Raw genomic sequence first — 22060 nt, forward strand, 5'->3', positions numbered from 1 at the left:
GAGAAAGTAGACATAGAGGAAGCCATGTTATCTACCAATAACAGTTCAACTGTCGGACGCAGGGCCGGCCGGATGATCCCACTGCTGGGGGCAGTGTTGATCTGCGCGGTGCTATGGTGTCTGCCTGCGACAGTGGGAGCGCAGGCCAAAGTAGGCACCACCGGAGCGCAGTTCCTGGAACTGGGGGTATCGGCGAGAGCGATGGGTATGGCAGAAGCATTCACTGCCGTAGCCGATGATATCTCAGCGCTGTACTACAACCCGGCCGGACTCACTTCGCTGTATGGCCGCGAGGTCGCGTTTACCTACATCAATCTGCCCGCCGACATCAACTATGGCTTTGTCGGCTTCGGCATCCCTCTGGAGTCGATCGGGGGTGTGCTCGGAATAGGCGCCTATGGTCTCTCCTCGGGTGAGATGATCGAGCGGACCATGTCAAGGGGTACTTACGAAGGAACCGGGCGCACATTCGGTTGGAACGATCTGGCCGTGTCGGTCAGTTACGGCCGTTACTTGACGGATCGTTTCTCGATCGGTTTCTCGGTGAAGTATATCGGTGAATTCGTTCATGATTACAGCGCCAACGGTTGGTCGGTCGATGTCGGTACCGTTTATGATACCGGTCACCGTGGATTCAAAATCGCCATGGCGATTACCAACTTCGGACCGGACATGACGATGATCTCGAATTCCTATCCGTTGCCGATCAACTTCAAGTTCGGTGGCGCAATCAACATCATCGACGGTGTCGATCACGTTGTGACCCTGGCAGCCGAAGGCGCTCACCCCTCAGACAACCTGGAAAAATACAACACGGGTCTTGAATACATCTACAAGGGTATGTTCAGCCTCCGCGCCGGACACCGGTTCAACTACGATGAAGACGGTTTTACGGCCGGCGGCGGACTCTCGATTCCGTTCGGTAATGACCGCGAGATCAGTGTCGACTATGCTTTCCAGGACTTTGGAATTCTTACCCAGGTGCATCGTTTCTCGATGTCGCTGGCATTCTAAGGAGGGGAGCAGACAGATTATGAATATGAAGTTGAACAAGAAAATGACACTGCTTGTGGTTGTGATTCTGATTGCAGCCACGATGATCGGTCTCGCTATTCTGGCTGGCTGTACCAAGACGGTTGACGGCGACGTCAACGCCAATCAGAAGCCGATTGTTTATTTCGTGAATATCCCTCCGGAAGGCCAGGAATTTTCGCGTAACCCGGTCATTTATTGGGTCGGTACCGACCGCGACGGTTTGATTTCTTACTTCCGCTACTATGTAGCCACCGCCGCTGAGATAGGTACTACGCCTCTGGCCTCGTTTGCAGAAACGATTCCGGCAGATTCCTGGATTCGCCTCGATGTCGAACCGAAGGGGCCGGATCCACAGACGACGAACGTGGTTTCGATGTCTGCTGATTTGAGTGACCCGGTGCGTACCTATATCGATCAATACGTATTCCTGCAGGCGTTCGATGAAGAGGGCCTTGGATCGGATATCGTCTATCGTATGTTTTCGCGAAACGACAATCCGCCGAATACGTTGATCTACGGTATCGCCACGGCCGATCTGCCGTTCATCAATGCCAAGGTTTCAGGTGGAGCCATTACCGGTGTCAAGCTGCGCTGGTATGGAGAGGATCCTATCGACTATCCGTCTGATCCTCCGGCATTTGAATACCATTGGCGGTTGTATGGACCGTATACTGATGATCAGATAGCTTTGATCAACTCTGATTATTTTGATAAAGTGTATGTTACTAATGATGGTTTAATCTATGAAGTAGGTGACACTATCATTAGTTGTGATACGGTTTACCAGGAAGAAGATTTTGTCGAAGAATGCGATACGATCATCGTAACAGCCGATCTCGGTGAATCGGCCTACGGAAGTATCCAGAGTCGTTTCAATGTGACCGATCCTGAATTCATCGCTGCCGGATTGGACATGATAGCGTCGGAATCTAATAACGGCAGCTCTGATGATGATTCAGTATGGGTGTTGGCGGAATCCGATACCCTGTATAATGTCTACGATAATTTCGATCCCGGTGATATGGATACTACGGTGCTCATGAACTTCGTATTCTGGGTTCGCAGTCGAGACGATGCTTCGGTGCCGGATCTGGTCCCGGCGTATAAAGAATTCCAGGTAATTGATCCGCGTTATGAGCGTGACATTGCCGTGCTCGAATTCAACACGACCGCTCGTACCAAGAAGTGGAATGAGCCATACGAAGTAAGTCCTGGTGGAGTATACCCCGAGTTCTCGAAGAAAATGCACTTCCAGAGCCTCGTAAATCATTGGTCGGCCAAGCATCCCTCTTATGAAATCGTGTTTGATACGATAAGAGCTTCCCAGGGTATCCTGTCACAGAGTTTTTCTGCTCCGGATTACTTCCTCGTAAAACGTATGTATGATAATACTGAGGAAGGCCTCCCGGTGTCGGAGTTGTTGAAGCATAAAATGCTTATTCTTTACAATGACGACGTTGGCTCCAATGTCCAGGAGCAGTACTATGACAACATCTATAAGGCTATTGACGCCGGTATCAACGTCTGGGCTACAATGCGTCTGCCTGTTGATGGCGGCGGTCAGGAAGCTGGTATTCTGGATATCGTACCATCTGCTGAATATACCTGGTACTTCGGTGTAGAGCGTACCGCTTTCACCGGTTGGGTATGTATGGCTGCTGTCGGCAGCCTGGATGTAGAATGCGAGATAGGTGGTTTATTCCAGGATTTCATCGGCGGTATCTCGCTCGATGAATCGGTTTGGCCTGACTTCCCGGTTGACACAACCCTCCTTCACCAGCGTTATACCTGGACTCGTGCACTGTCGGGTGGTGCTATTCTGGAACTGTGGTCGGATGAGAATAAAGCTCTTCCTGAAGTGAACTGGAGCCAAACGGCTTATGGTACGGAAGTGCTCTACTTGTACCGTTCCTGCTATGGTCAGTCCCATCCAGCCAACAATCAGTTGGCTTTCCAGGGCCGACCGGTAGCGCATCGTTACGAGACCAGCCTTTTCAGAACCGTACATTTCAATTTCACTACGCCTGGTATGGACAGTGCTATCCTTGATTCTGTCTCAGGTATGATATTCGATTGGCTGTATGATCCGACTTTGGGCACCGGCAACCAGCAGGTCAATGGTGCACCGCGTTATAATAACGCCCCGGTCATGATCTCAGCCGATGAAGCCCGTGAAAATGCCGATCAACGTACGCGTGAGATTGAAGCTCGCGAAGGACGTTCGGTGGAAGTTCAGGACTTCCGTTAAGCAATTACGTTTTTCAGTCCGGTAGATAACGGCCGGAGTCGACAGCAGTCGGCTCCGGCTTCCTCTTTTTATGAAAGATGGCAACGACGCTATTGAGTAGGAAAGCGCTTTTGGGCTAGCGTCGCGATGGAATCTGCTTCGACTGTGCGCCCCAATGAGCGAAGTGCCGTGGTGAGGTTGATATAGGCCGCCTGAAGATCGGGATCCAGTGAGATAGCTTTACGACTCTCTGAGGCCGCCTCTGAAAGCATACCGTTCAAGCCCAGGATGTAACCTAATTGATAGTGAGCATGAGCTTTCTCAATGCGTCGATTTGCCGCGGCATTGGGGAAGAACGGCTCAAAGGCACCGTCGTCGGTTTCGATCGGTGGCGGAAGGGCTGTAATCGCTCGATTAAGTAGATCCTGAGCGATGCTGTAATCCTGGCGACTAGTTAAAAGGATAGCCGCTTCGTTAAGATAAGACAGGTCGTTGTCGGTTTTGGCTGCTCCGTTTACAGCCGTTTCTCGAATCGTCTCAATGTCAACATCCGGCTGGTCGACCGTTGCCCGCAACAGGGCTTTGTTGGCGCGGACATCCCAGGGAGCGATGGATAAAGCCCTCAGGGAGAATTCCTCCGCTCGTGTCAACGAGTCACGCAGCAGAGCGATCGAGGCAAGGTTGGACCAGGCTTTCCATCGCTGAGGATTGTAAAACGTTTCGGCCAGGAAGTAATGCTGGGCTGAATCGACTTGTCCCAGGCGTAAAAAGGTCGCGCCGATGTTGAGGTTCACCTCGGGATATTTTAAATCCGAAGTACGAGCTATTCTGAAAAAGCCCAGAGCTTCCTGATAATGTTCCTGTTGATATTGGTAGAGACCTCGGGAGATGGCGTCACTGGCAGATCCTGAGGCAGGCAATGCGATTATGGGAAAGAACGTTATTAAGCCGACAAACAAACCTGCCGCCAATGATGCCGCTAATTTATTCCTGTTTGCTTTGGTTATGTCGATGAGACGAACTACGCCCAGCCCGGCTAAAACTGCCAGAAACGGCACCACCGGCAAACGAAAGCGACTACTGCAGAAAAACAATGCGGTTCCGGCCAGGTATACTGCTATGAGAACGGCTAATCTGACGGCGTTGATTTTAGACTGTCCGGCCATGAATAATCCGATTATGGCCAGAGCGAAAAGGACGGAGAAATTAAGCGGCATGAAACGAAAGAGGGTGAAAGACCCGAGGATGCGAGCCAGATTACGGTTATTGGAAAGCTCTTGATTACTAACGGAGTAATAGAGTTTCTTCAAGTAGAGGGTGATGAAATCCAGAGGCTCAGTCTTGATCCAGTCATAAGCCTTATCGTACCAATAAGAGCTTACTTGTCCCGGTCTGAGAGGGTGGCCGGCAGCCTGTTCCGCTTCATAAGTGATTTGCTTGATACGCCAATTAGCGCCGTATGGCTCGGGCAGTTCGGCGGTAGTTCCGGTAGCGTTGGGATTGTTTCCGATATAGAAATTGATCCCTCCTTGTGATGAAATCAGAACCGGATCATCGGCAACAGCCAGATTACGCACCAGGGTTAAGCTCAGGGGAAGAAGGAGCCCGATAACCGCCGGCAGCATGGTATGGAGCAGCTTTTTTCTGTCGCTCGAAACAAGCCAGAATAAGAGTATGACCGGCGCCAACACCAGACCGGTTGGCCTTGTGATACAGGCCAGGCCTAACCATAATCCGCATAGCCAAGCAGTCCGGCGTGATCCCTCTTGCATCCACCTGATCCAGAACCACACGGAAATCTCGAACAGGAGTGTGAACATTGGATCAAGAAGGAGTTCGGCATCGAAATATATCGCTATCGGATAAAGGGCATGGAGGAGACCGGCGATGAAACCAACTCGATGACCGCCAACCTGTTGGCCTATCAACCGAGTCATGTTTACCGATGCCAGACCTACGAGAAGGCCGAATATCCGGCCGACCCACAAAGATGAACCGAACAGGAGATACAGAAAAGCCAGGCTGTAGATGTACAGCGGGGCGCGAAAGAATGTCGTGCCGCCGATCCAGCCACGTTCATCGAGAGCCATAGCCCAGTTGTGATGGTAGCAGTTGTCGACAGTCAGGTGTCCCCAATCAGGCTGGCCGGAGTAGTAAATCAGATAGACCAGACGGACCATCAGAGCTATAGTCAGAACTAAAGCAGGGGAGTACTTGAGCCATCCGTTGTTGTGTCGCTGTGCATCCATTTGACTAATATGGTCTTGTCGAGTCATGGTTTCAATAGTACATTTGATAAATCTTTGCCTAGATAGGCAATCAGGGTCACAATATGCAAAGCTGCGGGAGGCGAAACTTCCTGCTCAATTATCAAACAGCACTTTTCTGGTCTGGTAATTCCATGATTTACAAATACTTAAATGTGACGAAGGGGTCTTTCTCAGGGACCAATGCAACCGGCTGCGGACATATTATAGTCAAAAACTGCGGCATAACCTTTGCTCAAAGGGAGTCTGTAACCTACGGCGTAAGGAGAACCGGTGAAAAAGACTCTCACAATAATAGCGACTCTGTTGGCGATAAGCCTCATCCACGGAACAGCCCAAACCCAGGTGCTGTCTCCCGGTCTGTCTGAGATATTAAACAACACCGGTTATGACGCTGATTCCAGTGTCTCCGTGGTGATTTTTCTTAACAGTGACCAGCCGGAGAGAATTGCTCCCGCTGTCTCTGAAACTAATCGCCATGAGCGTATTGTAGGTCTCCTGGGACGGTTAAAGGGTCAGCACGGCCGTAATTACACCGAGGTTGAAAACTTCCTGGCCGAGCATTCTATAACTCAGATGAAGCGGTTCTGGGTGGTTCCGGCTTATGCTGTGACCTTGCCGCTGAATCAGCTTGACCGCCTGGCGGCGATCGACGGTGTCCGTTTCATTGTCCAGGATGCGCCGCTGGAATATAACGAACCGGTCGAGATTTCTGCTTCGAGTGAATTGTCCGTGGGAATATCCGACCAGCTTCAGCTTATGAATGTCCCGGCGGTCTGGAACCGTGGAATCAAGGGCTCCGGTCGGTTGGTTTGTTCTTTTGATACCGGTGTTGAACAGAGTCATCCGGCGCTGGCCGACAAGTGGCGCGGCAATCACACCGATCTGAGCGCCGCCTGGTTCTCCTCGGTTGCTCCTGATACGCTTCCTTACGACGCTCGCGGCCATGGCACCCATACTATGGGAATCATGGTCGGAGCGATGGAAGCCGATAGCTTCGGCGTGGCTCCTGACGCTGAATGGATTACCGCCGGTGTCATCGACCAGGGTTTACCGCTGCAAACTACCTTTGCCGATATTATCGATGCTTATCAATGGGCACTCAATCCTGACGATGATGAAACCACCACTGACGACGTCCCGGATGTCATCCTCAATAGCTGGGGTATCCCCAAGGGTATGTTCACTCCTTGCGACGAGACCTTTTCGGAGGTTATCGCCGTGGCCGAAGCCGCCGGTATCGTTACTGTTTTCGCTGCCGGCAACGAGGGCCCGGATTCGATGACTATGCGCTCTCCAGCCGATCTGGCGACCACCCCGCTGAATAGCTTTTCTGTCGGCGCGATCAACAACGACAAGGTTATTACCAGCTTTTCCAGCCGCGGCCCGTCCTCTTGCGACCAGACCTCGATAAAGCCGGAAGTGGTTGCCTGTGGTTACCAGATTCGTTCCTCCCAGAAGGGTGGAGGTTTTGCGATAATGAGCGGTACTTCAATGGCGGCTCCTTATATCGCCGGTATGGTAGCTTTAGCCCGGCAGTATAATCCGGAAGCGACCGTGACTGAAATTAAGACGGCTTTGATGCAGTCGGCCGAGGATCTTGGTGCTACCGGTGAAGACAACACCTACGGTTATGGTCTGCCGGACGCCGAACTTATGCTCCAGTTGCTGCCTTCGCCCGCTGCTCCGGAATTCTCACTTTCCGGACAGAGTATCACCGACGACGGTATCGCTCTTCCGGGTGAGACAGTTGGATTGAGAGTAAGTCTGATAAATCCTCAGGGGAATATCAATCTGGTTACGGGGCGTTTGAGCTGTGACGACGCCCGAGCTACAATCGTAAACAACTCCGCCAATTTCAATTTTGGTTCACTTGGCACCACCGCTACCAATGTCTATCCGTATACGATTTCTATCGACAGCACGGTGTCGCACGGGGCAAAAATCGAATTTGGCCTCAAGCTTTATGATATCGATAATAACTACCTTGACAGCCTTTCGATCCAACTCTCGGTTGGCTATGCCTATGTCGGCAGTATCGCCGATATAAACGCCGGGCGTATCGAATATACCGTTTCAGACTTCGGTCAGTACGGTTTGGCCGAAGGTTCAATTTATCAGGCCGGCGGTCTCGGTTTCCGTTTTGACGGCAGTGACAACCTGCTCTATGAAGCCGGTTTGGTGGTTGGTCGTAACGCCCTGCAGCTCTCACGTTCTGTTCGCGACAGCCTTGGGCAGTATGCTTCTTCCGATTTTGCCCCGACAGTAGACCTTTACTCCAACAACGCAACGTCGGGTGAACAGGAACTCGTTTCACGGTTTGTTGATACAAACTCCGATATCCCGATTCCGATCTCCATACGCCAGTCGATCGTTGGTTACGATGGAGCCGGGGATTATGTGATCTGCGAGTATGTGCTTGAAAATTACGCGATCGAGTCGGTCAGCAACCTCTTCTTTGGCTTTTTTGCCGATTTTGATTTGTCCCTTTCGGGTGAGTCATGCGTCATTGATGCAGATATGAATATGCTCTATCATCGTAACTCCGATGGTCTTCTGGTTGGAATCGTGGGTCTGAAGAATCTGGAAGCGTATCAGGTGATTGCCAATGAATCCGGAAAGGGCGGTTTTACCAGTAGTGAGTTGTATGGTTTGCTTTCATCGGGAGTTGATTCCTGTACCGCTGTCGGCTACGGTGACTATATGTTCATGGCGTCGTCTCGACAGTTCGACCTGGCTCCCTACGATACCGCTGTTGTCGCGTTTGCTCTGGTAGCTGGTTCTTCGGAAGCCGAATTGTATGCCAATATAACGGAAGCTCGCCAGCGGTACGATATCGCTACCGATGTCGACGATTTTACCGATCAAACACTTCCGACGGATTGCCGTCTGAGTCAGAATTATCCTAATCCGTTTAATCCGACCACGACCATTGCCTTTGAAATCGACCAGGCTCAGGATGTCGCCTTGGAAGTGTTTAACAGCGTCGGTCAGAAGGTTCGCACCCTGACAGCGGAACGTCTGTCTGCCGGTTACTACGAGGTAGAATGGGATGGTCGTTCCGGACGAGGAGACGAGGTCGCCAGCGGTGTGTATTTTTATCGCCTTCAAACGGAAACGACTACATTAACGCGTAAAATGGTGCTTTTGAAATAGAATCCTGAGATGTATAATATCAGGAACATTGACCGCATAGCAGGTGTCTTAGAAGAATGGATATGAAAGGTAAGCGAATGAACCGCCCTGTTAAATTAAGTATAGCATCTTTGTTGATGATTATGATACTGCTTCTGTTAGTACAGTCGGTATCAGCGGTAGCACCAACTCGCGAAGCGATAGAAAAGTGGGTCGCTGAAGGGGTGTGGAAGCAGAAGGTCGATGCCTTACGAGCGTTTAATGCCGCCGGCGGTAATCAGCCTCCCGAACATTCTCCGCTGGATAAATCGCACCTGCCGCCTTCGATGGCAACTGCGGATGAGGTAGACACATTGCGCGTTTGTGTAATTTTGGTCGATTTCACCGACAACGCTTCTGAAGATGGTTTTGTCAGCACTGATTCCTCGTCGTTTGACTCGCTCCTGTTTTCGCAGAAAGGCATCGATGTCATAACCAATACTACCGGTTCTATGACCGATTACTATTGGGAAAACTCCTACGGTCAGGTTTTGATTGAAGGCGACATTTTTGGCTGGTTCGAAATGCCGTCAACCTACGATTACTATACCGGTTATGATAATGGCTTAACGCGAGGTCGCGAGCTTGCCCGCGATGCCATCGTTTATGCCAAGGTCTTCGGCGGTGCGGATTTCTCTCGCTATGACAACAACTCGGACGGTTTTTGTGACGGTGTGGTTGTTATCCATGCCGGAAGAGGTGCGGAAGAAGGAGTTGAGGGGATCTGGTCACATCAGGGGGGGCTGGCTACACCAATTGAATATGATGGTGTAGTTATCTCCGAGTATACAATGAATCCCGAAGAGTTTGGCAGCGGTATCTCAGGCATTGGGGTCTTCTGTCATGAATATGGCCACCAGCTTGGTTTGATCGATTACTATGATACGGATTATACTCCCTCGACATCCGACGGCCTCGGTTCGTGGTCGTTAATGGCCAGCGGCAATTATAACGGTAACAGCCGGACCCCCTCCTGTCTGGATGCCTATTCCCGCGTCGTTCTTGGCTGGACTTCCATGATTGAAGTTACTGAAAACATGAAGCATGTGGAAATCCCGGCAAGTGAATACAACCAAAATTCAGTTTATCGCTTGCGGAATGCCATTACGGGACAGGGCGAGTACTGGCTTGTGGAAAACCGCCAACCCTACGGTTTCGATGCCGCTTTACCGGGATGGGGATTGTTTATCTACCACATCGATCTGGCCGCCGGCAACAACAATAACTACTTGAGATATATGGTTGCTCTGGAACAAGCCGATGGTAAAAATGATCTGGCCCTGACGGATAATAACGGCGGCGACAGCGGTGATCCATGGCCCGGTGCAACTAACAACAGAAATTTCAATGAATTCAGCAACCCGAATTCCAACACGAACGAAACCGGATTGAACTTCGGCGAGGTTTCCACGATTTCAGTCTGGGACATCTCCGATTCCGACTCACTGATGTATGCCGATCTGGATATTACGTATTCGCGTCCGTGGGAATTGTTCTCGGGAAGCGATGCTTTCAGCTTCGATGACTCCGGTCCGAACGGCAACGGCAACGGTTATCTTGAGCCGGGCGAGACGATCCGATTCTACGGTAGCTTCATCAATGAGATGCGGGTTACTTATAATGCTCGCCTCTCAGCCAGTACTAATCGTCCAGAGGTTAATTTCGTAACCGATGAGGTCCAGCTTGCATCGGTCTTCAACGGCTTCGAAGCCTCGAATCTGGATGCCATTGAATTTACTCTGGCTTCATCTTTCGTACCGGTTATCGATTCATTCTACCTGACTATTACCTCCGATTCGTTGTCGGACACTCCCGGATCGAACGAATTTTCCAAAACCCTGGCGGTTGAGTTCAGTCTTGGCTTACCGCAGATATTGATTGTCGATGACGACCGTGGTGATGATTACGATGAGCGTTACTCCGATATCGTTCACGACCGCTGTATACCTTATGAGGTGTGGCATAAGGATGATGCCGGATCGCCCACCGGCAGTGATCTGATCGGCTATCCGATGGTTTTCTGGCACACCGGAGATTCAACTATCGGGGCTCTCAATGCTACGGATGTTCAGGCGATGACGGATTATTTGAATAGCAACGGGAACCTGTTCCTGTCGTCGATTTCCGGCGCTGCCGATATCGAGAGTATAGATGCTGATTTTCTCAACGACTACCTTGGAATCCAGCGAGATACGGCTTATATGACACCAGCTTTCGCCGGTGTCAGCGGCAATACGGTCGGCGATGGTATGAAGTTTATGTATGAGTCCGGACTTCCCTCCTACGGTGCGGTGCAGTTCGTAACGCCGGTAAACGGTGGTGAGGCGGCTTTTAACAGTTATCTGCCGCCGGTGCATACCTGTGGTGTTTCCCGTCTCGGGTCCTATAATACGGTTTTCCTGGGTTTCCCGATGGAGTATATCAATGACAACCGCTCCGGTTACAATACCTGCGACGATTTAATTGGTCGTGTCCTGGAATTCTTCGGCGGTATTCCTACCGATATTGAAGACGAAAACCGAACGGTTGCCCTTCCGGGAAGTTTCAGTCTCAGTCAGAATTATCCTAATCCGTTCAATCCTGTCACGACTATCGCCTATACCATTCGCCCGACCGGCGGTACTGCCCCGGTGGTGGATCTGTCGGTTTATAATATGTTGGGGCAGAAGGTTACGACGCTGGTGAACGGTCGTCAGATACCCGGACATTATGAGGTTGTCTGGGATGGAACAACTGAGGCCGGAGCTCCGGTTGCGACAGGAGTTTATTTCTATCGTTTGACTCACGGCGACAATACTGAAACCAGGAAGATGGTTCTGCTCAAATAACGAACAGAAATACATTGTCCGATACAGCGAATAGCCACCGCTTAACGGTGGCTATATGCTTGTAGGGAAGGAGGTTGAGGGGCTCTTTTTTTTGTGAAAAACATCACTAATCTTCTTGACAGTTCCGATGATACATATATAATTGAAATTGATATTCGTTTTCATTTAGATGAAAGCGTATAAATGAATATGAGAGAGTTGTTAAGAACAAAAGGATTCAAGGTCACGCCGCAACGCGAGTTGATCTTAAGGTCGTTTCTGGAGTTGGGTGAGCACGTTTCGGTCGATGAGTTGTACCGCAAAGTAGCCGAAAGGGACAGTTCGATCGGTTACAGCACGGTTTGGCGCAATCTCAAGATGATCTGTGAAGTTGGCCTGGCGGAAGAGGTCAATATCGGCGATGGAGTTACACGTTATGACCGGGTTACCGATGCCCCGCACGGGCATCTCTATTGCCGTGAGTGTAAGGAATTCATCGAATTCAATGCTGAACATGTGATTGGTGATCTCAACCGACTGATTCGCCGTAAGGGTTTCGTAGCCGAAGGTTATAAGATTGAAGTGCAAGGGCTTTGCCGGAAATGCGCGGCTAAACGATCATCTGCTGAAGCTCGTAAGGGCGCCGGAAAGAAACACTGAACTCGGGAACTTGCAGGCGTGAACGCTGTTATTGTGGACTGATATGACGAACTTAGACAAAATGACACCGGGCCAGAAGGGGAGAGTACTGGGTTTTACCGTAGATAACCCGATAGCCCGCCGTTTGATAGAGCTGGGACTGGTTCCCGGCCGTTCGGTTTTATACCTGCGTCACGCTCCGTTACGTGACCCGCTGGAGTTTCAAATAGGGGATTCATTCCTTTCTCTGCGTAGAGCGGAGGCATCGTTGGTTAATATCGAAATCGAGGACTGATTCCACCGGTGTCGATGCTTCAGGCCCATTCGGCCGTAAAGGCCACCCATACGATTGCCATCTGCGGCAATCCCAACAGTGGTAAGACAACCATTTTCAACGCCATAACCGGCCTCAGTCAGAAGGTCGGTAATTATCCCGGGGTAACCGTCGACAAAGTCAGCGGGATGTTTTCATTGGGGAAAGATGATCCCCGCCGGTTCGAGTTAGTCGATATCCCCGGCACATACTCACTCGCAGCTTTTTCACCTGATGAATATATCGCCGTTGCAGCTCTTTGCGGCAGTGTTAAGGATGTTCCTGAGCCGGATGCGCTCATTTGTGTCGTTGATGCCACCAATCTCGAACGTGGTCTGTATTTCGTTCTCCAGACGCTCCAGATCGGGCGGCCGGTGGTGATGGCTCTGAACATGATCGACCTGGCGCGTAAGCGCGGTCTTAAAATTGATTTCGAAAAGCTCTCCGCTGAGTTGGGCGGGATGCCGGTTGTGCCGGTGATCGGCACTAAAAGTGAGGGAATCGCCGAGCTGAAGAAGGTCGCGGTTGAGTTGACCGAAAAGGGCCGCCATAAGCCCGACCGTTGTTTCGATGAAACCACCGAGGGAGTTCTCGATGAGTTGGACAGCATCGGCCACCATTCATCTCCCAACCGGGCAGAGTTGATAAGGGTATTGTTCGATGAAGGTGGTCCCGCTGAAAAACATTTCCTGGACGATGTAAAAGCCGCCGATGGAGACAACGCGGTCGCTCTCGATCGGCTTCGGGCCGGCCGGCTGCGTATCAAGGAAAAATACGGCGCACTGCACGTAGCGGAGTCTCAAAAGCTGACGGGACAAGCCTCGGCGATATACCATGCCGCCGTTACCAGTCTGGCGGTCAGGCGTAAAACTCGCTCGGAGCTCCTGGATAAATTCCTGCTCAATCCGTTTTTCGGACCGATCTTTCTTTTAATCATGATGAGTCTCGTGTTTCAATCGATTTTTACCTGGGCGGAGCCGTTCATGGATTTGATCGATTCAGGTTTCGGCATCCTGGCGGGACTGGTTGAAAACCACATGGCCGACGGACCGTTGCGTTCGCTTCTGACCGACGGAGTGATCGGCGGCGTTGGATCGGTGCTGGTCTTTTTGCCCCAGATCATCATCCTGTTTTTGTTTATCGCTCTCCTTGAAGATTCCGGTTATATGTCGCGTGCGGCGTTTCTGGTGGATCGAATGTTCCGCTGGTGCGGTCTGTCGGGTAAATCGTTTATTCCGATGCTGTCATCTTTCGCATGTTCGGTGCCGGGTATTATGGCCACACGTACTATTGAAGACCGCAAGTTGCGTTTTATCACGATTATGGTGGCTCCGCTCATGCCGTGTTCGGCGCGTCTGCCGGTTTATGCCATCATGATAGCGGCGTTCGTTCCGGCCAGGACTTACCTGGGGATAATCAAACTTCAGGGACTGGTGCTGACGGCTTTGTATATGCTGGGAATCGTGGTGGCCGTGCTGGTTTCGTTCATTATGCAGAAGGTGCTGTTCAAAGCCGAGCGGGGGACGTTTATCATGGAGATGCCCTCGTACAAGCTCCCGACCTTTCGTTCGGTTTTCATTCGGGTGGTCAATCGCTCCAAATCGTTCGTAGCCCGTGCGGGCACGGTGATTTTCGCCATTACGATCCTCATCTGGGCGCTCAGTTATTATCCGCGACCGAAAGAACAGCTTGCGGAATTCGCCGAAAAAGAGGCGGTTGTCAATGAAGACATGATGGCCGAACAGACGAATATGGAAGAACGAGTTTACGGTCTTACGGCAGGTTTGTCCGATCCGGCTCGGGAACAGCTACAAATGCTTTCGGAGCAGGTGCAATCGGCGGAGAATATCGATGAACTCAATACCATGTCACGCGAGGCAACACCTGACCTGGATCCGGCTGTAGTTGACCTTGTCGTTCAGCAACGACGATCCTTATTGGAGCACCAGGCACGTTTGACGCGGCTTTCCAACGAGCAGTCCGGGGAGTTACTTAGGAACTCGTATTTCGGCCGTATCGGGCGCACAGTTGAACCGGCGTTCCGGCCTCTCGGCTGGGACTGGCGTATTACTATGGCGGTGCTGGCTTCGTTCCCGGCGCGGGAAGTGATTATCGCTACTCTCGGGACAATTTATAATCTGGGAACGGATGTCGACGAAGAATCGGTGACGCTGGTCGACAAAATGCGTCAGGCGACCTGGGAAGAGGGAGAATGGCGAGGGGCCCGGGTTTTTACCGTGCCGGTAGCCCTGTCGATTATGGTATTTTTTGCGCTCTGCTGTCAATGCGGAGCAACGGTGGTAACGGTCCGTCAGGAAACACGAAGCTGGATGTATGCAGCCGGATTGTTTCTTTATATGACGGTGCTGGCCTATGTGCTGGCTTTTTGTACTTTTCAAATCGCTTCATTATTGAGGTTATGACATGGATTTCTCCTGGCAGGATATCGGGATAATTATCGCGATTCTGGCAGCCATGACCTATCTGTCTATCTTCTGGATTCGCAACAAGCGTAAGGAATCCGGCTGTTCCAACTGCGATTGTGCAAAGCGTCGCCCCGATCATATCCCGCGTTAAGCGGTTAACCGGATTGACTCTGACCGGGCCGAGGGATATATTGCTCCCAAACGGTGAATGAATATGTTCCAATACGGCCCGATAATGCTCGGACAGTATCGTCCGCTCGATTCTTATCTGCATCGCCTCGATGCACGCAGTAAAATCATTCCTATCACCCTAGTTTTGATTCTGTCCCTGTTTGCCGATTCCATTCTGTTTTATCTGATCATTCTGGCTGCGCTGATACTGGCGTTGTTGTTGTCCGGTGTGCGGCCTTCGGTCCTGGCGGCGAACCTGCGGGCGGTGCTTATCCTGGTGGTGATCACGGCTCTGTACCATCTCCTTTTCTCCTCCCGCGACAGTGCCGTTATATTCCAGTTTCACTGGATCAGGATAACCGAAGGAGCGGTCCAATCCGCGGCGTTTTTCTCGGCTCGTTTGGTGTTGTTCATATCGGTTGCGTTCCTTGTGACCTTGACCAACTCACCGTCCGATTTAGCCGAAGCATTCGTTAAGTTGCTTCGTCCCCTGAGCTGGATCAAAGTGCCTATACAAGACCTGGCGATGATCGTATTCATTGCCATTCGCTTTATCCCGATTCTCTATGAAGAATTCAAGGCGATCCGTAACGCTCAGATAATGCGAGGTGTGGATTTCGGCGGGTCGCTTATTTCGCGCATGCGGAAGTCGATTGTGATTGTCATCCCGGTATTCGTATCGGCGCTGCAAAGGGCCGATGATCTCGCTCTGGCGATCGAGTCCCGCGGCTATCGGGCCAGTCCCAAACGCACGATGTATAGCCGTTCCCGATTTGGCTTGCAGGAGTGGCTTTTCGCAACCGGAACTTCGATATTGATCGTTCTTTTATTCAGGATACTGCCGTGAATCCATCCGAACGCAATATCAGGATTATTGTCAATTACGACGGCACCGCCTTCGCCGGTTGGCAGTATCAGCCGGACCAGCGTACCGTCCAGGGAGAGCTGTGCCGGGCGATTAAACGCGTAACCGGTAACGATGTAAACCTGCTGGCGGCCGGTCGAACCGATGCCGGCGTACACGCTCTCGGGCAGGTAGCCAATTTCCGAATCGAACACAGCCTCCCGGCCGAACGTTTCGAACCGGCTGTTAACAGCTATCTCGATGATGATATCAGGGTGCTGGAATCGACTGAGGTTTCACTCGATTTTCACGCACGTTTTGATGCTAAGGAAAAGCGGTATCGCTATCTGATCGGGCGCAGGCAATCGGCGGTATTCCGCAACCAGCGCTGGTTTATGTCCGATCCGGTGGATTTTGACAGGCTTCAGCAGGCCGCCGGACTGGTGTCGGGAGAACATGATTTCAGCGCTTTTTGCGTTACCGGTTCGCTCAAGGAGGACAACCACTGCCGAATAAGGTTCTCTCGCTGGTTTCGGTACGGAGACCTGTTGATCTACGAAATTCGGGGTAACCGCTTCCTGCACCACATGGTCCGATCGCTGGTGGGGGGGATGGTCAACCTGGCCGAGATCGACCAAGACAACAACAGGGATAACTTGACTATTGAGAGGTTTGCCGATATTATTACTTCTCCTGAAAACGAAAGAAATGTGTTTACTGCTCCTGCCCGAGGTCTTTATCTAGTCTCGGTCAGATATTGAGAAAGGATTGAAGAGTGAAATTCTTCATCGATACAGCTAATCTGGACGAGATTAAATCCGCCGCCGAAATGGGTATCCTCGACGGCGTGACCACCAATCCGTCCCTGGCGGCCAAAGAATCGCTGCCGTACCGGGAACTCCTGGTAGAAATCTGCAAGATCGTCTCGGGACCGGTTTCGGCCGAGGTTCTCGCTACCGACCACAAGAAGATGGTTAAGGAAGCGCACGACCTGGTTAAGATCGCCGATAATATCGTCGTCAAGATCCCGACCATTCTCGAAGGCCTCAAGGCGATTAAGACACTCACCGAAGATGGTATCAAGACCAACGCCACCCTGGTATTTTCACCCTCGCAGGCACTGATGGTAGCCAAAGCCGGAGCGGCCTATGTCTCGCCGTTCGTCGGACGGCTGGATGATATTGCCTCAGACGGCATGGATTTGATTAGCCGGATTATCACGATCTATCGTAACTATGATTATGAGACGGAAGTGCTGGTGGCCTCGACGCGTCATCCCATGCACCTGGTCGAGTCGGCCATGATGGGCGCCGATGTGATTACGCTGCCGTACAACGTGATTACCAAGCTGCTCAAGCACCCGTTGACCGATATCGGACTGGAGAAGTTCCTGGCCGATTATAAAAAGGCACCTAAGAAGTAATGATCGAGCGCTATACCCTGCCGGAGATGGGAGCGCTCTGGACGGATGAGAATAAGTTCCGCACATGGCTCAAGGTTGAGATTGAAGCGGCCCGAGCCATGGCTCGGTACAAGATCATTCCGGCCAAAGCGTTTAAGGTAATCGAGAAGAAAGCTGATTTCCGTGTCGATCGTATTAACGAGATCGAAGCGGAAGTCAATCACGATGTCATCGCATTCCTGACCTCGGTAGCCGAATTTGTCGGCGAGGAGGCCAAGTATCTGCATTTCGGGATGACTTCATCGGATATGCTCGATACCGCCCTTTCGTACAACATCAAGCAAGCGACGGCCCTGATCGATAAAAAAGTGGTCACCGCGCTGAAGAAAATCAAAGCGCTGGCCATGAAGTACCGTAAGACTCCCTGTATGGGGCGGACGCACGGCGTTTTGGCCGAGCCGACCACAGCCGGGCTCAAATTCGCCATGTGGTATACCGAATTGACTCGCCGCTACCAGACATTTAAGGCTGCCGCCGAAGGTGTCGCGGTGGGGAAGATTTCCGGCGCGGTGGGGAATTTCGCCAATCTCGATCCTAAAATCGAAGCGGCAGTTTGTCGTCGCATGGGGCTGAAACCGGCTGAGGTCTCCACGCAGGTGGTGCAGCGTGATCGTCATGCCGAGTTGTTGACCTCGATGGCCCTGATGGGTTCATCGATAGAAAAATTCGCCACGGAGATTCGTTCGTTGCAACGGACCGAAATCGGCGAAATGGCCGAGGGTTTCACTAAAGGGCAAAAGGGCTCTTCGGCTATGCCGCACAAGAAGAATCCGATTACGGCCGAACGCCTGACCGGCATCGCCCGGCTACTGCGCGGCTATGCCCTTTCGGCGATGGAGAATATCCCTCTCTGGGGAGAACGCGACATCGCTCACTCATCGGTCGAGCGGGTGATTATTCCCGATTCGCTGATTATCCTGGACTACGGTCTGGAGAAATTCATCGGATTGTTGAACGGTCTGGTGGTCAATGAAAAACGAATGATGGAGAATGTTTTCTATCGCGGTGGACTAGTTTTTTCGCAGCGTCTGTTGTTGAAATTGACCGGTCCCGTGGGGTCGCGCGATAAAGCCTATCGCATGGTGCAGCGCAATGCCATGGAAGCCGCCGACGGTAAAGGCTCGTTCCGTGAACTGGTGTTGAACGATCGCGATATCAGGGCGTATTTGAACGAGGCTGAAATCGATGCCTCGTTCGATTTGGCTTATTACACGAAAAACGTGGATAAGATATTCAAGAGAGTATTCGGTAAATGATCGCACGCGAAGGCCTGGTACTCATTCTGATTGCTGTGAGCCTTACCGCTGTGCTGCTCTGGTCGGCGGTTCGATGGGATAACCTTGCCCTGGCCATTTTGGCCGGGATCCTTTCTATCCTGACTGTTTTCACGATCTTCTTCTTTCGTGATCCGGACCGTTCGTTCGAGCACCGACCGGGCATTCTGGTTTCTCCCGCCGATGGAGAAGTCCTGGCCGTCGAGCATCTGGATTTCCACGATTATATCGATGGACCGGCTCTGCAGATATCTATCTTCCTTTCGGTGCTGGATGTGCATATCAACCGGGTGCCGACCGACGGTATCATCGACTGTGTCGACTATTTCCCCGGTCAGTTCAATATGGCTTTTCGCGATAAGGCTTCGACATTAAACGAGCGGACCGAAATCGGTATGATTTCACCGGATGGTCACCGGGTCTTTTTCAAACAGATCGCCGGAATTTTAGCTCGTCGCATTGTCTGCAAACTGAAGCCGGGCGACAGCGTCACGGCCGGAGAACGGTTCGGGATGATTCGTTTCGGTTCGCGAACCGAGTTGTTCGTTCCGGCGGCCAGTGACATTCAGGTAAAACCGGGTGACCATGTTACCGGATCAAAAACGATAATCGGCTATCTGCCGCAGGAGGCCGATGCCGACTGGACGGCCGATTCGACCAGGGGAGAAAGCCGTGTCGATCAATAGAGGCATATTCCCCGGCACTTTTACCATGGGGAATGTGGTCTGCGGATTTCTGGCCATTCTCTCGGCGTTTGAGGGGAATGTTATCACTGCCTGCTGGCTGATTATCCTGGCGGCATTTCTCGATGTGCTCGACGGGAAGATCGCTCGGCTGTCGGGTGGTTCTTCCCAGTTCGGGGTTGAACTCGATTCCCTGGCGGATTTCCTTTCGTTCGGAGTAGCCCCGGCCGTGGTTGTGTATGCGGTTCACGTCAATCAGCTCGGCAAATGGGGTTGGTTGATTTCAGCCGTATATATCATGGCGGCATCTTATCGGCTGGCCCGGTTCAATCTGCTCGCGGCTACGGATGAGAAGAAAGATTTCGTGGGTCTGCCGGTGCCGATGGCGGCCGTACCGCTGGTGGCCTATATTATTTTCTCCCATGAAATCTGGGGAGACGTGCGCTATGGTCAGTTGTTGGTGTCAATGATCGTGTTGTTGTCGGTTCTGATGGTTTCACAGGTTACCTATGACGCTATGCCGGATAACTTCCATACGCCGACGAACCGAGTGAAATTGATTGTTGCGATTGTCGCGGGGGCAGCTATTCTGTTCCGTCCAAGACTCTTGTTGTTTCCGTTTTGTGCCGCCTATATATTGTGGGGAATGGCTCGCGATTTCTATCGACTGTTCTATCGAAGAGTCAGCGGAAACGCGGACCAGCGCAACGTAAGACGAAAGAAAGGCAGGAATAAGCCAAATGGCTCAGAAGAGTAAGGCGACCGTCTATGTGCGATTAAAGGACGGCGTTCTCGATCCTCAGGGAGAAACTATTCGCAAGGCGCTGCACCAGATGGGCTACAACGAGTTCACTTCGGTGCGGTCCGGACGCTTTTTCGAACTCGAAGTCGAGTCGGACGGCGGCGATCTGGATGCCAGGATCGATGAAGTCTGCCGTAAGCTGCTGACCAACCCGGTGATCGAGTCCTATCAGGTGGAGAAAGCCTCATGAAGTTCGGGGTGGTAACATTTCCCGGATCCAATTGTGACTATGATGCTTACGCGGCAGTAAAGCACATCCTCAAGGAAGAGGTGGAGTTCCTTTGGCATAAATCCGAGGATCTGTGCGGCAGCGATGTAGTGATTCTTCCGGGTGGTTTCTCTTACGGTGATTACCTGCGCTCCGGCGCCATTGCCCGTTTTTCGCCTATTATGGACCAGGTTATTAAGTTCGCTCATACCGGAGGACAGGTAATCGGTATCTGTAACGGTTTCCAGGTGTTGACCGAAAGCGGTCTCCTGCCCGGAGCCCTGATGCGCAATCGTCATCTTCGTTTTTCCTGTAAATATGTCTATCTGCGGGTTGAAAATAACGATACGGTCTATACCAACCAATGTCGTCAGGGTGAAATCCTTAAAATCCCGATTGCTCACGGCGACGGCAATTTCTATTTCTACGACGAAGAAATCAAGAAACTCGAAGATTCCGGCCGCGTACTGTTTAGGTATACGACGCCTGACGGGAAGGTGACAGATGGAGCCAATCCCAACGGTTCTATTAACAATATTGCCGGAATCATCAACGCTGAAGGTAACGTTCTAGGTATGATGCCCCATCCGGAGAGAGCGGTTGAAACGATTCTGGGATCAGCCGACGGCCTTAAGCTGTTTGAATCGTTGCGGGCGGCTTATAATAAATTGGCAGGAGCAAGCGCTTCATGAAGGCTCGCGAAGTAACCTTTATCGTTACGGCTCTCATTCTGGGAGCGGTGGTTGGCGGTTTAATTGGCGACATCATCGGCACTTTCCTGCCGCCGGGAGCGCCGAAAACGGTGTTTACCAAGTCGATCGAGATCGGCTTCGACACCATTAAGGTTGATTTCTATGCCATATCGTTTATTTTCGGTCTGACGTTGAAAATCAACTTCATGTCGGTACTGGTCGTACTACTGGTAATAATATATTTCCGGTGGTGGTACCTGTAAGTTAATCTGTTTCGGACGAGGTGCTTAATGCCTTTTGGAATCGGTCCATGGGAACTACTGATAATCCTGGTAATCGCATTGCTTCTATTTGGAGCAAAGCGACTGCCTGAGATAGCTAAAGGTCTCGGCAAAGGGATTAAGGAATTCAAAGGAGCCATGAAAGAGACTACCGAGCAGCTCAAGAGCGGAATGGAGGATACGGATACGAAACCACCGACGCCGCCCGGATCCGACTCAAACCAGAAAAGCAACGATAAGCAGGATTAGATCCCCTGTTGTCCTTATGAGTTATACTTTCTCACAACAAGATGCTGATAAGATCGCCGGTATGCTTCATACCAGGCTGGTGACCAAAGAAGCTGATCATTATCGTCTGGAGTTGGTTAACGATGATGAACGGCGGCGCTTGTTGTTGCAGATTTATCCCGAAGTGGCGCTTGGCAAGGGACACGGCGTCTTGATAGTAGTTTACACCGGAAATTCCCACCTGCAACTGCATAACTGTACCGGTTATGTAGTTTCGGATGAGTTGGGTGAGGTAACGTTTGTGTCGGAAACTTCGGTCAGTCTCTCCGGTCTGGTTGTGGAGCGTGGTGCTTCCTGTTCTCTTTACGCGGCCCTGGAGCGCGATTTAATCTCGTCTGACTTCACCCAGTTGGGAGTTGAGGTTATGTTGTCGGGAGTGGCGCTTTCACTCGCGGAGGATATTCTGTCGCAGTCGGACGAAACCGAGGAACCATCTGAAGAAGATTAGTCGATCCTCAACTTTATAA

20 protein-coding genes are annotated in these 22060 nt (G+C 51.5%); 19 read left to right on the forward strand and 1 reads right to left on the reverse strand.

Going from position 1 to position 22060, the window contains the following annotated elements; genetic code table 11:
* Positions 1-24 precede the first annotated feature (24 nt).
* Both PLF13_11810 and PLF13_11815 read left to right on the forward strand, forming a co-directional pair.
* On the forward strand, positions 25-1014 hold the full coding sequence (locus tag PLF13_11810) for a PorV/PorQ family protein (protein HOP07963.1): 990 nt from the start codon (positions 25-27) through the stop codon (positions 1012-1014).
* 19 nt (positions 1015-1033) lie between these two features.
* Positions 1034-3283 (forward strand): hypothetical protein, encoded by a 2250-nt coding sequence (locus tag PLF13_11815; GenBank protein ID HOP07964.1) that lies wholly within the window; start codon positions 1034-1036, stop codon positions 3281-3283.
* An 89-nt stretch (positions 3284-3372) separates the two neighbouring features.
* Here the strand turns inward: PLF13_11815 and PLF13_11820 are convergent, their stop codons facing one another.
* The gene (locus PLF13_11820) at positions 3373-5511 is read right to left on the reverse strand and encodes a glycosyltransferase family 39 protein (GenBank protein ID HOP07965.1); all 2139 of its coding nucleotides are present in this window, start codon (positions 5509-5511) and stop codon (positions 3373-3375) included.
* A 291-nt stretch (positions 5512-5802) separates the two neighbouring features.
* On the opposite strand from PLF13_11820, the gene PLF13_11825 reads away from it, so the two are divergent.
* The 17 genes from PLF13_11825 (at position 5803) to PLF13_11905 (ending at position 22041) form a co-directional block, all read left to right on the forward strand.
* The gene (locus PLF13_11825) at positions 5803-8685 is read left to right on the forward strand and encodes a S8 family serine peptidase (GenBank protein HOP07966.1); all 2883 of its coding nucleotides are present in this window, start codon (positions 5803-5805) and stop codon (positions 8683-8685) included.
* Positions 8686-8807: 122 nt separating this feature from the next.
* Positions 8808-11531, forward strand: a complete 2724-nt coding sequence (locus tag PLF13_11830) for a M6 family metalloprotease domain-containing protein (GenBank protein ID HOP07967.1) — start codon at positions 8808-8810, stop codon at positions 11529-11531.
* 198 nt (positions 11532-11729) lie between these two features.
* Positions 11730-12170 carry a transcriptional repressor gene (locus PLF13_11835; GenBank protein ID HOP07968.1) on the forward strand — a complete coding sequence of 147 codons (441 nt, stop codon included), beginning with the start codon at positions 11730-11732 and terminating at the stop codon, positions 12168-12170.
* 43 nt (positions 12171-12213) lie between these two features.
* A complete protein-coding gene (locus PLF13_11840; GenBank protein HOP07969.1) occupies positions 12214-12444 on the forward strand; it encodes a FeoA family protein in 231 nt (76 codons plus the stop codon).
* 14 nt (positions 12445-12458) lie between these two features.
* On the forward strand, positions 12459-14885 hold the full coding sequence (gene feoB / locus PLF13_11845) for a ferrous iron transport protein B (GenBank protein HOP07970.1): 2427 nt from the start codon (positions 12459-12461) through the stop codon (positions 14883-14885).
* A 1-nt stretch (position 14886) separates the two neighbouring features.
* Positions 14887-15039 (forward strand): hypothetical protein, encoded by a 153-nt coding sequence (locus PLF13_11850; protein HOP07971.1) that lies wholly within the window; start codon positions 14887-14889, stop codon positions 15037-15039.
* 57 nt (positions 15040-15096) lie between these two features.
* Entirely contained in the window at positions 15097-15906 is an 810-nt protein-coding gene (locus PLF13_11855) for an energy-coupling factor transporter transmembrane component T (GenBank protein HOP07972.1), read from the forward strand.
* The gene (gene truA, locus PLF13_11860) at positions 15903-16664 is read left to right on the forward strand and encodes a tRNA pseudouridine(38-40) synthase TruA (GenBank protein HOP07973.1); all 762 of its coding nucleotides are present in this window, start codon (positions 15903-15905) and stop codon (positions 16662-16664) included. Before PLF13_11855 ends, truA begins: the two co-directional genes overlap by 4 nt.
* Before the next feature lie 14 nt (positions 16665-16678).
* Positions 16679-17326, forward strand: a complete 648-nt coding sequence (fsa, locus tag PLF13_11865; GenBank protein ID HOP07974.1) for a fructose-6-phosphate aldolase — start codon at positions 16679-16681, stop codon at positions 17324-17326.
* A complete protein-coding gene (purB, locus tag PLF13_11870) occupies positions 17326-18621 on the forward strand; it encodes an adenylosuccinate lyase (protein HOP07975.1) in 1296 nt (431 codons plus the stop codon). The genes fsa and purB overlap by 1 nt, the downstream gene beginning before the upstream one ends.
* Positions 18618-19325, forward strand: a complete 708-nt coding sequence (locus PLF13_11875; protein ID HOP07976.1) for a phosphatidylserine decarboxylase family protein — start codon at positions 18618-18620, stop codon at positions 19323-19325. The genes purB and PLF13_11875 overlap by 4 nt, the downstream gene beginning before the upstream one ends.
* Positions 19312-20079 (forward strand): CDP-diacylglycerol--serine O-phosphatidyltransferase, encoded by a 768-nt coding sequence (gene pssA, locus PLF13_11880; protein ID HOP07977.1) that lies wholly within the window; start codon positions 19312-19314, stop codon positions 20077-20079. The genes PLF13_11875 and pssA overlap by 14 nt, the downstream gene beginning before the upstream one ends.
* Entirely contained in the window at positions 20063-20314 is a 252-nt protein-coding gene (gene purS, locus PLF13_11885; protein ID HOP07978.1) for a phosphoribosylformylglycinamidine synthase subunit PurS, read from the forward strand. Before pssA ends, purS begins: the two co-directional genes overlap by 17 nt.
* Positions 20311-21024, forward strand: coding sequence for a phosphoribosylformylglycinamidine synthase subunit PurQ (gene purQ / locus PLF13_11890; protein ID HOP07979.1), 714 nt, complete (start codon positions 20311-20313; stop codon positions 21022-21024). The genes purS and purQ overlap by 4 nt, the downstream gene beginning before the upstream one ends.
* On the forward strand, positions 21021-21287 hold the full coding sequence (locus PLF13_11895; GenBank protein ID HOP07980.1) for a DUF4321 domain-containing protein: 267 nt from the start codon (positions 21021-21023) through the stop codon (positions 21285-21287). The genes purQ and PLF13_11895 overlap by 4 nt, the downstream gene beginning before the upstream one ends.
* A gap of 27 nt (positions 21288-21314) precedes the next feature.
* A complete protein-coding gene (gene tatA / locus PLF13_11900; protein ID HOP07981.1) occupies positions 21315-21554 on the forward strand; it encodes a twin-arginine translocase TatA/TatE family subunit in 240 nt (79 codons plus the stop codon).
* A gap of 61 nt (positions 21555-21615) precedes the next feature.
* Positions 21616-22041: a hypothetical protein gene (locus tag PLF13_11905; GenBank protein ID HOP07982.1), complete on the forward strand. Its 426-nt coding sequence runs from the start codon at positions 21616-21618 to the stop codon at positions 22039-22041.
* Positions 22042-22060 lie beyond the last annotated feature (19 nt).

The sequence above is a fragment of the Candidatus Zixiibacteriota bacterium genome (assembly GCA_035380245.1).
Classification (GTDB): domain Bacteria; phylum Zixibacteria; class MSB-5A5; order GN15; family FEB-12; genus DAOSXA01.

Coding starts and splice junctions, on each gene's coding strand:
- tatA (HOP07981.1), top strand. CDS start 21,315: ATGCCTTTTGGAATCGGTCCATGGGAACTACTGATAATCCTGGTAATC.
- PLF13_11855 (HOP07972.1), top strand. CDS start 15,097: ATGAATATGTTCCAATACGGCCCGATAATGCTCGGACAGTATCGTCCG.
- feoB (HOP07970.1), top strand. CDS start 12,459: ATGCTTCAGGCCCATTCGGCCGTAAAGGCCACCCATACGATTGCCATC.
- PLF13_11815 (HOP07964.1), top strand. CDS start 1,034: ATGAATATGAAGTTGAACAAGAAAATGACACTGCTTGTGGTTGTGATT.
- PLF13_11850 (HOP07971.1), top strand. CDS start 14,887: ATGGATTTCTCCTGGCAGGATATCGGGATAATTATCGCGATTCTGGCA.
- PLF13_11875 (HOP07976.1), top strand. CDS start 18,618: ATGATCGCACGCGAAGGCCTGGTACTCATTCTGATTGCTGTGAGCCTT.
- PLF13_11810 (HOP07963.1), top strand. CDS start 25: ATGTTATCTACCAATAACAGTTCAACTGTCGGACGCAGGGCCGGCCGG.
- purQ (HOP07979.1), top strand. CDS start 20,311: ATGAAGTTCGGGGTGGTAACATTTCCCGGATCCAATTGTGACTATGAT.
- PLF13_11905 (HOP07982.1), top strand. CDS start 21,616: ATGCTTCATACCAGGCTGGTGACCAAAGAAGCTGATCATTATCGTCTG.
- PLF13_11830 (HOP07967.1), top strand. CDS start 8,808: ATGATACTGCTTCTGTTAGTACAGTCGGTATCAGCGGTAGCACCAACT.
- PLF13_11820 (HOP07965.1), bottom strand. CDS start 5,511: ATGGATGCACAGCGACACAACAACGGATGGCTCAAGTACTCCCCTGCT.
- PLF13_11895 (HOP07980.1), top strand. CDS start 21,021: ATGAAGGCTCGCGAAGTAACCTTTATCGTTACGGCTCTCATTCTGGGA.
- PLF13_11840 (HOP07969.1), top strand. CDS start 12,214: ATGACGAACTTAGACAAAATGACACCGGGCCAGAAGGGGAGAGTACTG.
- purB (HOP07975.1), top strand. CDS start 17,326: ATGATCGAGCGCTATACCCTGCCGGAGATGGGAGCGCTCTGGACGGAT.
- purS (HOP07978.1), top strand. CDS start 20,063: ATGGCTCAGAAGAGTAAGGCGACCGTCTATGTGCGATTAAAGGACGGC.